The sequence below is a fragment of the Acidovorax sp. GW101-3H11 genome (genome assembly GCF_001633105.1).
Taxonomy (GTDB): domain Bacteria; phylum Pseudomonadota; class Gammaproteobacteria; order Burkholderiales; family Burkholderiaceae_C; genus Acidovorax.
In genome coordinates this window covers 1,151,231-1,164,877 of sequence record NZ_LUKZ01000009.1, presented here as the reverse complement: position 1 = coordinate 1,164,877, position 13,647 = coordinate 1,151,231, and the positions used below count along the sequence as shown (strand labels likewise).

Annotated in this window: 11 protein-coding genes; 8 read left to right on the top strand and 3 right to left on the bottom strand. The window is 65.2% G+C overall.

The window, feature by feature from the left end; genetic code table 11:
- The first annotated feature begins 29 nt into the window (after positions 1 to 29).
- The 4 genes from guaB to guaA all read left to right on the top strand — a co-directional run bounded on the left by guaB (position 30) and on the right by guaA (position 4,082).
- A complete protein-coding gene (gene guaB / locus A1D30_RS11365; protein ID WP_010458065.1) occupies positions 30 to 1,505 on the top strand; it encodes an IMP dehydrogenase in 1,476 nt (491 codons plus the stop codon).
- Between the two features lie 262 nt (positions 1,506 to 1,767).
- Entirely contained in the window at positions 1,768 to 2,022 is a 255-nt protein-coding gene (locus tag A1D30_RS11360) for a type II toxin-antitoxin system prevent-host-death family antitoxin (protein WP_063460721.1), read from the top strand.
- On the top strand, positions 2,019 to 2,453 hold the full coding sequence (locus A1D30_RS11355; RefSeq protein ID WP_063460720.1) for a type II toxin-antitoxin system VapC family toxin: 435 nt from the start codon (positions 2,019 to 2,021) through the stop codon (positions 2,451 to 2,453). Before A1D30_RS11360 ends, A1D30_RS11355 begins: the two co-directional genes overlap by 4 nt.
- Positions 2,454 to 2,465: 12 nt before the next feature.
- Positions 2,466 to 4,082 (top strand): glutamine-hydrolyzing GMP synthase, encoded by a 1,617-nt coding sequence (gene guaA / locus A1D30_RS11350; protein ID WP_063460719.1) that lies wholly within the window; start codon positions 2,466 to 2,468, stop codon positions 4,080 to 4,082.
- 158 nt (positions 4,083 to 4,240) lie between these two features.
- Here the strand turns inward: guaA and A1D30_RS11345 are convergent, their stop codons facing one another.
- Entirely contained in the window at positions 4,241 to 5,149 is a 909-nt protein-coding gene (locus A1D30_RS11345) for a hypothetical protein (RefSeq protein ID WP_131798448.1), read from the bottom strand.
- 407 nt (positions 5,150 to 5,556) lie between these two features.
- Between A1D30_RS11345 and A1D30_RS11340 the strand changes: the two genes are divergently transcribed.
- The gene (locus A1D30_RS11340; protein WP_063460717.1) at positions 5,557 to 6,630 is read left to right on the top strand and encodes a DUF6352 family protein; all 1,074 of its coding nucleotides are present in this window, start codon (positions 5,557 to 5,559) and stop codon (positions 6,628 to 6,630) included.
- A gap of 102 nt (positions 6,631 to 6,732) precedes the next feature.
- Here A1D30_RS11340 and putA read toward each other — a convergent pair whose 3' ends face one another.
- Complete coding sequence (gene putA, locus A1D30_RS11335) at positions 6,733 to 10,518, bottom strand: trifunctional transcriptional regulator/proline dehydrogenase/L-glutamate gamma-semialdehyde dehydrogenase (RefSeq protein ID WP_063460716.1); 3,786 nt, start codon at positions 10,516 to 10,518, stop codon at positions 6,733 to 6,735.
- A 138-nt stretch (positions 10,519 to 10,656) separates the two neighbouring features.
- On the opposite strand from putA, the gene A1D30_RS11330 reads away from it, so the two are divergent.
- The 3 genes from A1D30_RS11330 (at position 10,657) to rlmD (ending at position 13,029) form a co-directional block, all read left to right on the top strand.
- Positions 10,657 to 11,130 (top strand): Lrp/AsnC ligand binding domain-containing protein, encoded by a 474-nt coding sequence (locus A1D30_RS11330; protein ID WP_055398143.1) that lies wholly within the window; start codon positions 10,657 to 10,659, stop codon positions 11,128 to 11,130.
- A gap of 101 nt (positions 11,131 to 11,231) precedes the next feature.
- The gene (locus tag A1D30_RS11325; RefSeq protein ID WP_063460714.1) at positions 11,232 to 11,528 is read left to right on the top strand and encodes a hypothetical protein; all 297 of its coding nucleotides are present in this window, start codon (positions 11,232 to 11,234) and stop codon (positions 11,526 to 11,528) included.
- Positions 11,529 to 11,568: 40 nt separating this feature from the next.
- Positions 11,569 to 13,029 (top strand): 23S rRNA (uracil(1939)-C(5))-methyltransferase RlmD, encoded by a 1,461-nt coding sequence (gene rlmD, locus A1D30_RS11320; protein ID WP_063460713.1) that lies wholly within the window; start codon positions 11,569 to 11,571, stop codon positions 13,027 to 13,029.
- Between the two features lie 124 nt (positions 13,030 to 13,153).
- Here rlmD and A1D30_RS11315 read toward each other — a convergent pair whose 3' ends face one another.
- The gene (locus A1D30_RS11315; protein WP_063460712.1) at positions 13,154 to 13,543 is read right to left on the bottom strand and encodes a hypothetical protein; all 390 of its coding nucleotides are present in this window, start codon (positions 13,541 to 13,543) and stop codon (positions 13,154 to 13,156) included.
- Positions 13,544 to 13,647: the final 104 nt, after the last annotated feature.

Sequence of the window (13,647 nt, the reverse complement as noted above, 5' to 3'; positions counted from 1 at the left end):
GGGTACAATCCGTTTTTTGGAGCTTTCTCATGCGCCTTCTTGGAAAAGCGCTCACCTTCGACGATGTGTTGCTGGTGCCAGCGTACTCCCAGGTCCTGCCCAAGGACACGTCCCTCGCGACGAAACTCTCCCGTAATATCCAGCTGAACCTGCCGCTCGTGTCCGCCGCCATGGACACCGTGACTGAAGCACGCCTGGCCATCGCCATCGCCCAGGAGGGTGGCATCGGCATCGTGCACAAGAACCTCACTGCGCAAGAGCAGGCCGCCCATGTGGCCAAGGTCAAGCGCTATGAATCTGGCGTGCTGCGCGACCCCGTGGTCATCACCCCCGAGCACACGGTGCTGCAGGTGCTGCAGCTGTCCGAGCAGCTGGGCATCTCGGGCTTCCCGGTGTGCGACGGTGGCAAGGTGGTCGGCATTGTCACGGGCCGTGACCTGCGCTTCGAGACCCGCTACGACGTCAAGGTCCACCAGATCATGACCCCGCGCGAGAAGCTCATCACGGTCAATGAAAAGGAAGGCACCACGCCCGCGCAGGCCAAGGCGCTGCTCAACAAGCACAAGTTGGAACGCATCCTGGTCGTGAACGACGCCTTTGAACTCAAGGGCCTGATCACGGTGAAGGACATCACCAAGCAGACCAGCTTCCCCAACGCAGCGCGCGACGCCGCAGGCCGCCTGCGCGTAGGCGCTGCGGTGGGCGTGGGCGAGGGCACCGAAGAACGCGTCGAAGCGCTGGTCAAGGCCGGTGTGGACGCCATCGTGGTGGACACCGCCCACGGCCACAGCAAGGGCGTGATCGACCGTGTGCGCTGGGTCAAGCAGAACTACCCGCAGATCGACGTGATCGGCGGCAACATCGCCACCGGCGCGGCTGCGCTGGCGCTGGTCGAGGCGGGTGCTGATGCGGTCAAGGTCGGTATCGGCCCCGGCTCCATCTGCACCACCCGCATCGTGGCTGGCGTGGGTGTGCCCCAGATCATGGCCATCGACAACGTGGCCACGGCGCTCAAGGGCACGGGCGTGCCGCTGATTGCTGATGGTGGCGTTCGCTACAGCGGTGACATCGCCAAGGCCCTGGCCGCTGGAGCTGGCACCGTGATGATGGGCGGCATGTTTGCGGGCACCGAAGAGGCACCTGGCGAAGTCATCCTGTTCCAGGGCCGCAGCTACAAGAGCTACCGTGGCATGGGCTCGATTGGCGCGATGCAGCAGGGCAGTGCGGACCGCTACTTCCAGGAGTCAAGCACCGGCAACCCCAATGCCGACAAGCTCGTGCCCGAAGGCATTGAAGGCCGCGTGCCCTACAAGGGCTCCATGGTCAGCATCGTCTACCAGATGGCAGGCGGTGTGCGTGCCTCCATGGGCTACTGCGGCTGCGCCACCATCGAAGAGATGAACAACAAGGCCGAGTTCGTTGAGATCACCACCGCCGGTATCCGCGAAAGCCACGTGCACGACGTGCAGATCACCAAGGAAGCGCCGAACTACCGCGCTGATTAACGGGCAACCCCCTGAGTCGCTTCGCGCCTTCCCCCTTCTCTCGAACGGCTGTGCCATTCGGGAAGGGGGACGCAGCCAGTGCGGCGGGGCGGCCCTTGCACGGCTGCCCTGGCTCGGGCTGTCGATGTTCGCAAGCCATGGGTCTGCTCTACCCTCAGAGATACTGAGTCTGGCCTGATTGAAAAAATCTGGTCAGACTGATATAGTCTGGTCTGAATTCAATATTCAGGCCAGACTTTTCTTTTTTGGGGTCCGCGTTTCCATGCAGTCCGTCGGTATCTACGAGGCCAAGAGCCGCTTTTCCGCCCTGATCGAGCTGGTCGAGCAGGGCGAGGAAGTGCGCATCACCCGCCACGGCAAAGAAGTGGTGCGCATGCTGCCGGTGCGCCGCCGCCCAGTCATCACGGACGAGCAGATTGCCCGTGAACTGGATCAGATGGATGCCTTGCACGCCACGGTTCGCCCCGCTGGCGATGCGGCCGGTGCCCTGCGCCGCGTTGGCCGGAGCGCCGCATGACCGCCTTTGTGCTCGACGCCTCTGTCACCGCCGCTTGGCTGTTGCCCGACGCGGCCAGTGAACAAACGCGCCGCCTCTACACCCTGATCCGCCGCGACGAGGTCGAACCCCAGGCTCCCAACCTCTGGCAGTGGGAGTGCAGCAACCTCATTTCCAGCGGCGTGCACAGCGGCCGCATACCCGCTGCCTCGGTGGAGGGTCTCTGGAGCGTGCTGGAGGCGATCCGCCACCGCGTGGAACTGCACGACCTGGCCCCCGCCCAGCACAAGGCCGTGATGGACGTGGCGCTCGACACCGGCCTGCCCACCTTTGATGCCGCCTATTTGTGGCTGGCGCGCTCGCTGCGCCTGCCGCTGGCCACTTTCGACCCCCAGCAGATCGCTGCCGCCCAGCGCAGCGGTGTCCCACTTCTCGACCTCTCCAGCCTCTGACGGACCACCACCATGCAACACCAGAAAATCCTCATCCTCGATTTCGGCTCGCAAGTCACCCAGCTCATCGCCCGCCGCGTGCGCGAGGCCCATGTGTACTGCGAGGTGCACCCCTGCGACGTGACCGACGAGTGGATCCGCGACTACGCCAAGGACGGCTCGCTCAAGGGCGTGATCCTGTCGGGCAGCCACGCCAGCGTGTACGAGGTGGATGACAAGGCGCCGGATGCGGTGTTTGAACTCGGCATCCCCGTGCTGGGCATCTGCTACGGCATGCAGACCATGGCCCAACAGCTGGGCGGCAAGGTCGAAGGCTCCAACACCCGCGAATTTGGCTACGCCGAAGTGCGCGCTCATGGCCACACCGAGCTGCTCAAGGGCATCGAAGATTTCGCCACGCCCGAAGGCCACGGCATGCTCAAGGTGTGGATGAGCCATGGCGACAAGGTCACGGCGCTGCCACCTGGCTTCAAGGTGATGTGCTCCACGCCCTCGTGCCCCATCGCTGGCATGGCCGACGAAAGCCGTCATTACTACGCCGTGCAGTTCCACCCCGAAGTCACACACACCCTGCAGGGCCGCGCCTTGCTGGAGCGTTTTGTGCTGGGCATCTGCGGCACCCGTGCCGACTGGGTCATGGGCGACTACATCGAAGAAGCCGTGCAGAAGATCCGCGAGCAAGTGGGCGATGAAGAGGTGATCCTCGGCCTGTCGGGTGGCGTGGATTCGTCCGTGGCTGCCGCGCTGATCCACCGCGCCATCGGCGACCAGCTCACCTGCGTGTTTGTGGACCACGGCCTGCTGCGCCTGAACGAGGGCGACATGGTCATGGACATGTTCGAAGGCAAGCTGCACGCCAAGGTCATTCGCGTGGACGCCAGCGATTTGTTCCTGGGCAAGCTGGCCGGGGTGAGCGAGCCTGAGCAGAAGCGCAAGATCATCGGCGGCCTGTTTGTGGACGTGTTCAAGGCCGAAGCTGCGAAGCTCAAGGCCGGCACCGGCGGCCACAAGGGCGCCACCTTTTTGGCCCAGGGCACGATCTACCCCGACGTGATCGAAAGCGGCGGCGCCAAGAGCAAGAAGGCCGTCACCATCAAGAGCCACCACAACGTGGGTGGCCTGCCCGAGCAACTGGGCCTCAAGCTGCTGGAACCCCTGCGCGATCTGTTCAAGGACGAAGTGCGCGAACTGGGCGTGGCCCTGGGCCTGCCGCCTGAGATGGTCTACCGCCACCCCTTCCCCGGCCCCGGCCTGGGGGTGCGCATTCTGGGCGAAGTGAAGAAGGAATACGCCGACCTGCTGCGCCGCGCCGACGCGATCTTCATCGAAGAACTGCGCAACTTCAAGGACGACGCCACCGGCAAGACTTGGTATGACCTCACCAGCCAGGCCTTCACCGTCTTCCTGCCCGTCAAGAGCGTGGGCGTGATGGGCGACGGCCGAACCTACGACTACGTGGTGGCCCTGCGCGCCGTGCAGACCAGCGACTTCATGACCGCCGACTGGGCTGAACTGCCCTACGCGTTGCTCAAGAAGGTATCGGGCCGGATCATCAACGAGGTGCGTGGCATCAACCGCGTGACCTACGACGTGAGCAGCAAGCCGCCAGCGACGATTGAGTGGGAGTGAGTGAGGGGGCGCACACGCCTTCTAAAAAGTGCCGTGCGCGCAGGACTGCTGGCTGAGCCATATGACGAAGCCAGCCAGCAGATTTTCTGGTCAGCGCTGCTGGCGCGTCAGGCCTTCGGCACGCATCGGGTGGTAGTTGGCGCGCCGACGCCAGTGCTTCAGGCTTTCACCTCGCCCGTCAGCGGGTCATAGACCCGTCCATCGTAGTTGATGATGTTGCCAGTCGCCGTGTCGAGTCGGCTCCGCTTGTAGGTCCCTGCGCCTTTGCCGTCCAGGCCGATGTAGTCGGCATTGGCATAGGCGAGCCGATTGTTCTCGGCCACGATGCCATCCTTGGTCCACTTGTTGCTCGTGAGCCATTCAGACACTTCGGTTCCTGTGGGCGCATTGATCTCTCCATTCATGCGCATTTTGGCCAGCGTGGGGTCCATGTTGAAGCCCTCGGCGGCCAGCAGGGCGCTGGGGTTCTTGCGGTAATGAGCCGCCGTTTCTGCGGACATCTTGGACAGATCGCTTTTGACCAAGGTTGATCCATCCGTTGGAAATTTGGACAACTTGCCGCTCCGGATGGACTCGTAGTCAGCGGCGAACTCCGGGTGGTTCTTGAAGAACATGTAGCGTCCAACGGCCGTATCGTCACCGCCGCTGAGCACCATGGCGTGCATCCTGATGTAGTCCGGCGGTTCGTAGTCCGCCGCAAAAGTGTCGCCCAGGCCTTTTTCCCACTGTTTGAACTCTGCCAGGTTCTTGAAAGGAACAGCGGCCGCTGCTTTGTCGGCTGTCGTCTTGGTGCTGGTGGCTGCCGTTGGAGAGGTGCCCTTGGCGTACAGGTCCGTGGTGGACGTGTAGGCCGCTTTGTCGGATGAAGCTGCGCCTGCCGCCGAGCCTGCGGCGGTAGAGGGGGCTTGTGCAGACAACTCCTCCAAGGTTGCTCTCAATTCTTTGAGAAAAGTGAGTGGGTCCGCGCCGGAGTGGTTTTGTGCCGTGCGCTCCGCAGCGCGTGTCGCCAGGGCGCTGGATACGCCCATGGAGGTCAGGAGATTGGCGGCTTGAGAAATATCGAGCATGTGGGACTCCATCGTCGGTTGGTCGCTCGCACTGGCTGTGGAGGCAGGAAGCTTGGCTGATCATCCTCCAACGGCTTGCGTCCAATCCCTGCGAAAGCAGCAGAAATCCCGGGCATTTCCCGCCGATGGAAGCATCGATCTGCTGGGCACGGATGTGCCCTGGGGCTGCGATCCTCAGCACGCATCGCGCTGGCCAGGTGTGCGCTGAAGACCGCCCCAGGCTGCAGCGGCACATAACGCTGATATGCGTGCACGGATTCCCCGGGGGTGCAGGTCCTTGCCCGATAAGATGGATGCAAACTCCGACCGATTCTTGCGGGTTCCGGGCAACCCGTTTGCTCTTCGTGCTGACCCCGCGATTGCCGATCTGTCTCCTGTTCGTCCTTTGGACTGGTTTGTAAATCTCCATGCCCACCCTTGTTCCTGATTTCTGGTCCCACAGTGGCCTGATGCACCTGGCGCGCGACGAGCGCGGGTGGCTGCGTCCCACGGATGCGTATGTTCGACACCTGCTGCGCCGCCCAGAGCTGGCGCTGGTGCCCGAGTCTTGTGCTGCAGAGGTGGTCTTGCATGAGGGCTTGCAGGTTGCGCCTCTCAAGCCCGTGGCTGCAGCCGAGCTGGCCGCCATGCAGGACGCCGATGCACGCGAAAACTACGCCGTGTTCCTGCGCTTCCGCGATGGCCTGCTGGCCGCGGGCACGCTGGAGGCGTATTACCTGCAGCTCATGCGAAGTGGAGTGGTGAACGTGCCCGCCGTGTTCATTGACGCCGTGGTGCAGGCGCTGCTGCGCAGCCTGCTGGACGACTGCAACGATGCCTTTGAAGCCCGCGCTGCCGAGATGCTGTTTCGGCCACAGCGCATCACCCTGCAGGAGGGGCAAATGCTGGCAGGCGACCGGGCGACGCTCGACATGCTCAACGAGACTGCGGGCCTGGGCGAGGTGGGGCGCTTGCTGCTGCAAAGCGGCGCACTGCAGCCCACGGCGCAGGTCAAGGTGCTGTCGGCGGACAATGCGGCGCAATATTGGCAAGAGAGTGACCGCCACCACTTTCTGCTCGACCTGACCCACGAGCTGACGCAGGACCTGAGCCATGGCCTGACCTTCAAGATGACCCGCGCCCGATCGGGTCTGAAGGCACTGGCCCGGGTGCTGGAGCGCTGGGTGGCGCACCTGCTGGGCGTGCAGGTGTTGATCGAGCCTGTGCACCAGGTCACCGACAGTGCCTGGCGCTGGCACATCGGGCTGGACGTGGAGTCCACCGCCATCCTCAACGACCTTTACGAGGACCGCCCGGTGGAGGCCGAGCGCATGCAGCGCCTGGTGAGCCTGTTCACATTGACCTTTGCCAACCCGGCGGAGATGCGCGCAGACGTGGCTGGCAAGCCGGTGTACCTGGGGTTGGCCACCAATGCCGAGGGCGTGGTGCGCATCAAGCCGCAGAACTTGCTGCTGAACCTGCCGCTGGCGTTGCAGACTTGATTTGCTATTAATTAAATAGCATTAAGTGCTTAACTAGTGCGCGGTAACGGCCAATTTTGCTTGGATTTTTGACCGCCCGACGTGCTGCATGGCATCGCGTGTCTATCCAATCGTCATCAGGCTCGCGTTGCCCCCGGCCGCTGCCGTGTTCACACTCAGGGCGCGTTCGATCAGCAGGCGCTCCAGCGGGATGTCCGCTGCGCCGGGCTGCAGCGCGGTCACGCCCACGATGGGCCCGGGGCGGCGGGCGAGGGTGGTGCACACCGCCTGCAGCGATGGGGCGTCGCCATGGTGCAGCACGGCGTCCAATGCCACGGAGCCATCGCTCAGGGTGTTGTCTTGCAGCATGACCTGGGCCTGCACGTGGGTGGGCAGCTTTGCGCGCAGCCCTGCATGGGCGTGGGGCCACAGGGCGGTGCCACCGCTGGCGAGTACCGCCGCCGTCTGCACCAGCAGGTCATCCACGCTGTGCGCCAGGCACAGCACGCGGGCCCGGGGTGCCAGGGTGTAGACGTTGCGCTCGCCCGTGGGGCCGGGCAGGGTGCGGGAGGTGCCGCTCTGCGTTTCTTGCGCAAAACGCTGGCAGTGGCCCGCCAGGGCCAGGTTGCCCTGGTTGTGCGCCCATTGCTGCAAGGTGGCCAGCGGGGCCAGATGACGTTCGCGCCGCTCGGTGTCGTGCGGGCTGGTGCGGTCGGCCTCGGCAAAAGTTCGGGCCAGCGCGTCGGCAGGGCGCTGCGACAGCAGGCGCAGCAGGTACAGCGGCCCGCCTGCCTTGGGCCCCGTGCCCGACAAGCCTTCGCCACCAAACGGCTGCACACCCACCACGGCGCCCACCATGTTGCGGTTCACGTACACGTTGCCTGCGTGGGCGCGGTTGACCACGCGGGCAATGGTTTCGTCGATGCGGGTGTGTACACCTTGTGTGAGGCCGTAGCCGGTGGCGTTGATCTGGTCGAGCAGCTGGTCCAGGTCGCTCCGCGCATAGCGCACCAGGTGCAGCACGGGGCCGAAGACTTCGCGTTGCAGCTCGCCGATGTGGTTCAGCTCGATCAGGGTAGGGGGTACAAAGGTGCCCGGTGCGCTGATGGCAGAAACGTGGTTCGGGTGCTGGAACACGCGGTGGCCTTGGGCCTTGAATTTTTCGATGTGCTGGGCGATGCCTGCCTGTGCCTCGGCATCAATCACGGGGCCCACGTCCACGCGCAACTCGCCGGGGTTGCCCACGCGCAGTTCGCCCATGGCGCCTTGCAGCATCTCGACCACGCGGTCGGCGGCTTCTTCCTGCACGCACAGCACGCGCAGCGCGGAGCAGCGCTGGCCTGCGCTGTCAAAGGCGGACGACACGGCATCGCCCACCACCTGCTCCACCAGCGCGGACGAGTCCACGATCATCGCGTTCTGCCCGCCCGTTTCGGCAATCAGCGGAATGGGGCGGCCTGCGGCATCCAGCCGCCCCGCCACGGTGCGCTGCAGGATGCGCGCCACTTCGGTGGAGCCGGTGAACATCACGCCCATCACGCGCGCATCGCCAATCAAACGCGCGCCCACGGTTTCGCCCTGGCCGGGCAGCAACTGCACGGCGGCGCGGGGCACACCCGCCTGCCACAGCAGGCGCACGGCCTCGGCTGCGATCAGCGGGGTTTGTTCGGCGGGCTTGGCCAGCACGGGGTTGCCTGCGGCCAGCGCGGCAGCGACCTGGCCCATGAAAATGGCGAGCGGGAAGTTCCAGGGGCTGATGCAGGCGACAGGGCCCAATGGGATGTGGGTGGCGTTGTCGAAGGTGCTTTGCACTTGCGCGGCGTAGTAGCGCAGAAAGTCCACGGCTTCGCGCACTTCGGCCACGGCATTGCTGGCGCTTTTGCCCGCTTCGCGCATCAGCAGGCCCATGAGGGGCTGGATGCGCTCTTCCAGCAAGTCGGCGGTGCGCAGCAGGGCTGCTGCGCGTTCTGCGGGTGGCGTGGCGGCCCAGGAGGTTGCAGCGGCCTGGGCGTGCACCAGGGCCTGGTCTACATCTGCGGTGGTGGCTTCTTGCACCTGGCCCACCACGTCGTTGTGGTCGGCGGGGTTGCGCACGGGTTGGGTAGTGCCTGCGGGCACATCAGCGGCCAGCAGGGGCGCTGCCGTCCAGGCGTGGCTTGCAGTGGCTTGCAGCGTGGCGGCCAGTTCGGTCAGCGTGTTTTCGTTCGACAAATCCAGCCCGCGTGAATTGCTGCGGTGGGCGCCGTACAGCGCGGCAGGCAGCGGAATGCGCGGGTGGGGCAGGCCAGCGGTGCCTTCGGTGGCAGCTTGCTGGTCCACTACCTGCACGGGGCTTTTCACCAGCTCGTCCAGCGCAATGGTTTCGTCGGCAATGCGGTTCACAAACGAGGTGTTGGCGCCGTTTTCGAGCAAGCGGCGCACCAGGTAGGCCAGCAGGGTTTCGTGCGTGCCCACGGGGGCGTAGATGCGGCACGGGCGGCCCAGGCCGCCCTTTCCTATTTCTCGGCCCAGCTTGCCCGCGGTGATGGCGCCCACCACCTGCTCATACAGCGGCTCGCCCATGCCGTGCAGACACTGGAACTCGTACTGCCCGGCGTAGTAGTTGCTGCCCGCCAGTTGGTAGATGGTGGCCACCGTTTCGGCGTTGTGCGTGGCGAACTGGGGGTACACGGCTTCGGGCGCGGCCAGCAGCTTCTTGGCGCAGGCGATGTAGGAGATGTCGGTGTGCACCTTGCGGGTGTAGACGGGGTAGTCCTTCAGGCCATCGACCTGGGCGCGCTTGATCTCGCTGTCCCAGTACGCGCCCTTGACCAGGCGCACCATCAGGCGCCGCTGGGTGCGGCGGGCCAAGTCCACAACGCAGTCGATGACGAAGGGGCAGCGCTTTTGGTAGGCCTGGATCACGAAGCCAATACCGTTCCAGCCCGCCAGCGTGGGCTCGTGGCACAGGCGCTCCAGCAGGTCCAGCGACAGTTCCAGGCGGTCGGTTTCTTCGGCGTCGATGTTCAGGCCGATGTCGTACTGCTTTGCCAGTGCAGTCAGGCGCAAAACGAGCGGGTACAGCTCGTCCATCACGCGGCCAAACTGTGCGCGGCTGTAGCGCGGGTGCAGGGCCGAGAGCTTGATGGAGATGCCCGGGCCTTCGTAGATGCCGCGCCCGGCAGAGGCCTTGCCAATGGCGTGGATGGCCTGCTCGTACGACGAGTAATAGCGCTTGGCGTCTTCGCTGGTCAGTGCCGCTTCGCCCAGCATGTCGTACGAATAGCGAAAGCCCTCGGCCTCCATCGTGCGGGCGTTGCGCAGGGCTTCGTCAATGGTTTCGCCGGTCACAAACTGCTCGCCCATCATGCGCATGGCCATGTCCACGCCCTTGCGGATCAGGGGCTCGCCGCCCTTGCCGATCAGTCGGCTGAGCGAGTTGCCCAGGCTGCCTTCGCTGTGCGTGGCCACCAGCTTGCCGGTGATGAGCAGGCCCCAGGTGGCGGCGTTGACGAACAGCGAGGGGCTCTTGCCCAGGTGGGCATCCCACTGGCCGTGGCTGATCTTGTCGCGGATCAGCGCGTCGCGCGTGGCTTTGTCGGGGATGCGCAGCAGCGCCTCGGCCAGGCACATCAGCGCCACGCCTTCTTGTGATGACAGCGAGAACTCTTGCAGCAGCCCTTGCACGATGCCCGCGCGCCCGGCGCTGGCCTTGCGTTCACGCAGCGCCTTGGCAATGCGCAGGGCCAGTTGCTCGGCCGCTGCCGCTTGATCGGCAGGCAGGCGGGCCTGGGCCAGCAGCGGGGCCAGGGCCTCGGGCTCGGGGTGGCGGGTGGCGGCGGTGATGGCGGCGGTGATGGCGGCGCGCAGCGGGTTGGCCAGCGGTGTGCGGGGCGCGAAGTCGGCAAACGGGGCGGTGGGCAGCGTCATGGCGGTGTCTTTCAGGGTTTTGCGGGGCCAACACCAAGCAAAGGTGTTGGTGGGGCGCGTTATTGGCGATGATCCTTGGGTTGGTGATGAATAAATGGTCGAAAATTGGCCTGTACACCGAATAAATAGCTAATCACAATGCAAACAGAACCCGATCTCGACCGGATTGACCGCAAGATTCTGTCAATCCTGCAGGAAGACGGCCGCATTGCCAACCTCAAGCTGGCCGAGGCGGTGGCCCTGTCGCCCACGGCCGTGCTGGCGCGCGTGCAGCGCCTCACGCGCGATGGCTTCATCCTGGGCTACGAGGCGCGCCTGAACCCGCTCAAGCTGGGTGCGGGCATGCTGGTGTTTGTGGAGGTGCTGCTGGACCGCACCACGCCCAATGTGTTCGACCAGTTCAAGGCCGCCGTGCAGGTACACCCCGAGATCATGGAATGCCACATGGTGGCGGGTGGGTTTGATTACCTGCTGAAAACCCGCTCGGCCGACATGAACGCCTATCGGGTGTTTGCGGGCAATGTGCTGTGGCAGTTGCCCGGCGTGCGCGAGACACGCACCTATGCGGTGATGGAAGAGGTCAAGCACACCAACCACCTGCACCTGCGCTGAGAGAGCGGGGGCGTGGCGGGCCGCCACCTGGGCCCGATTGGCTCTGCAGGGCAAAGCCCGCATAATGCGCTGCAGCAACCGTCAGACTGAGGAGAAGAACCATGCGAGCCCTTCCAACCGCTGCCGCCGCCCTGTTGGCCGCCCTGTTCAGCCAGTCGGCCGCCGCCGGGTGTTATGTGGTGTACGGCCCCGACAAGGACATCGTCTACCGCGCCCCCGAGCCGCCGGTCGATATGTCGCGCCAGATCCACGAAACCCTGCCCCGGGTCGCGCCTGGCGGCACGCTGGTTTTTTCCCCTGACGATTTTGGCTGCGAACTCACCATCAACAAGCTGCCGCTGGCCTCGGCTGCATCGGCGTCGGGCGGAATGCGCCCCGCGCGCGCAGACCGGGGCTGAGCCTTCGGGGCAGCAGTCCCGGGCCTGAGACAATCGGGGGATGAGCGAACCGAAAGAACTATCCCCCTCGTTTGAACCCGTGGCGCAGGACGCCGCCGACCTGCCCGAGGGCTGGCTGCAGGTGCAGTCCATGGACCTCGATGCCCAGGGCGTGGCCCGCAAGCCCGATGGCAAGGTCATCTTTATTGACGGTGCCCTCACGTCCGAGCTGGTCACCGCCAACACCCACCGCAAGAAGAACAACTGGGAGCAGGCCAGCCTGGTGGCGATTCACCGCGAATCGTCGCAGCGTGTGCGCCCTGGCTGCCCGCACTTTGGCCTGCATGCCGGTGCCTGCGGGGGCTGCAAGATGCAGCATCTGCATGTGGGCGCGCAGGTGGCCGTCAAGCAGCGGGTGCTGGAGGACAACCTCTGGCACCTGGGCAAGGTCAAGGCCGAAACCGTGCTGCGGCCCATCGAGGGGCCCGCCTGGGGCTACCGCTACCGCGCCCGGCTGTCCGTGCGCAACGTGATCAAGAAGGGCCAGGTGCTGATCGGCTTTCATGAGCGCAAGAGCCGTTACGTGGCCGACATGCAGACCTGCAAGGTATTGCCGCCGCACGTCGATGCGATGCTGATGCCGCTGCGCGCGCTGATCGCCGGCATGGACGCCCGCGACACCTGCCCCCAGATCGAGCTGGCCTGCGGCGACAACGTGACCGCCATGGTGCTGCGGCACCTGGAGCCGCTGAGCACTGATGATCTGGCGCGGCTGCGCACCTTCGCCGCCGAGCACCGCGTGCAATGGTGGCTGCAGCCCAAGGGGCCGGACACCGTCAAGCTGCTGGATGAGGGCGGCGAGCAGCTGTCGTATGCGCTGCCGGATTTCGGTATCACCATGCCCTTCAAGCCCACCGACTTCACCCAGGTGAACCCGCACATCAACCAGGTGCTGGTGACCCGGGCGCTGCGCCTGCTGGATGTGCAGCCGCACGAGCGGGTGATCGACTGGTTCTGCGGCCTGGGCAACTTCACGCTGCCCCTGGCCACGCAGGCCCGCGAGGTGCTGGGCATCGAGGGCAGCGAGGCCCTGGTGGCCCGCTCGCGCGAAAACTATGCATTGAATCAGGCCCTTGCGCGCGGCCATAAAGCGCTTTCAGCTACTGAATTTGTAGCGCGTAACCTGTTTGAGATGACCCCCGAGATGCTGGTGGCCGATGGCGCTGCCGACAAGTGGCTGGTGGACCCGCCGCGCGAAGGCGCCTTTGCACTGGCCAAGGCGCTGGCCGACATCGAGCAGTCGCGCATCGGCGCCGAAGGGGCGGGCCCGCTGCCTGCCGGGGCCGAGGGCTGGACGCCGCCAAAGCGCATCGTGTACGTGAGCTGCAACCCCGCCACCCTGGCGCGCGATGCGGGCCTGCTGGTGCATCTGGCGGGCTACAAGTGCACGGCAGCGGGCATGGTCAACATGTTCCCGCACACCGCGCACGTGGAGAGCATGGCGGTGTTCGAGCGGGTGTAGAGGCGGGGTGAGGCGCTTTCGGGGCGTGTGGCCCCGGTGCGCACGCCCGCAGGCAGCCAAGGGAAAAAGAGGGGAGAAGAGGGGGTGACCAGGGGCGAGCCTGGCCTCTGGTGACTCCGGCCGCTCAGCTGCGGCTGCGGCTGGCTGCGGGGTCGCGGGTTTCGGTTTCGATCTCGGTGTTGTTGCTGCTACCGCCCTTGCGCGGCTCGGGCTTCTCGGCCTTGGTCAATACCGAGGGGGTGCCCTCGATCTTGTTCTCGCGCATGTAGGCGTCCATCTCTTTCCAGCCTGCAAACACCGATGCCTTGGCGGCCTTGGGGTTGAGGGTGTAGCAGTCTTCCAGGCCGCGCAGTGCGTGGCGGCAGGCACCGCCGATGGCCTTGGCTTCGGCGTCGCGCTGCGCAACACGGGGGTCAGGGCCCAGGCCGGGGATCTTGTCGCAGCCGCTCAGCAGCAGCACGAGGGCTGTGGCAGCCAGCAGGCGCAGCGGGGTGGAGGGCTGGTGGAGATACATGTATTTGCATTATCGGCAGGACTGCGCCGCTATTGAGGCTTGACCTTGGTGTGGGCTCAACAAAAAAGCAAAAGGCTCCCGAGGGAGCCTTTTGTTCTTTGTGC

Bases quoted from the DNA above. Each gene is read 5' to 3' on its own strand.
- A1D30_RS11345 (WP_131798448.1), bottom strand. From the start codon at position 5,149: ATGCTCGATATTTCTCAAGCCGCCAATCTCCTGACCTCCATGGGCGTA.
- putA (WP_063460716.1), bottom strand. From the start codon at position 10,518: ATGACGCTGCCCACCGCCCCGTTTGCCGACTTCGCGCCCCGCACACCG.
- A1D30_RS11325 (WP_063460714.1), top strand. From the start codon at position 11,232: ATGCGAGCCCTTCCAACCGCTGCCGCCGCCCTGTTGGCCGCCCTGTTC.
- A1D30_RS11340 (WP_063460717.1), top strand. From the start codon at position 5,557: ATGCCCACCCTTGTTCCTGATTTCTGGTCCCACAGTGGCCTGATGCAC.
- A1D30_RS11330 (WP_055398143.1), top strand. From the start codon at position 10,657: ATGCAAACAGAACCCGATCTCGACCGGATTGACCGCAAGATTCTGTCA.
- A1D30_RS11355 (WP_063460720.1), top strand. From the start codon at position 2,019: ATGACCGCCTTTGTGCTCGACGCCTCTGTCACCGCCGCTTGGCTGTTG.
- guaB (WP_010458065.1), top strand. From the start codon at position 30: ATGCGCCTTCTTGGAAAAGCGCTCACCTTCGACGATGTGTTGCTGGTG.
- guaA (WP_063460719.1), top strand. From the start codon at position 2,466: ATGCAACACCAGAAAATCCTCATCCTCGATTTCGGCTCGCAAGTCACC.
- A1D30_RS11360 (WP_063460721.1), top strand. From the start codon at position 1,768: ATGCAGTCCGTCGGTATCTACGAGGCCAAGAGCCGCTTTTCCGCCCTG.
- A1D30_RS11315 (WP_063460712.1), bottom strand. From the start codon at position 13,543: ATGTATCTCCACCAGCCCTCCACCCCGCTGCGCCTGCTGGCTGCCACA.
- rlmD (WP_063460713.1), top strand. From the start codon at position 11,569: ATGAGCGAACCGAAAGAACTATCCCCCTCGTTTGAACCCGTGGCGCAG.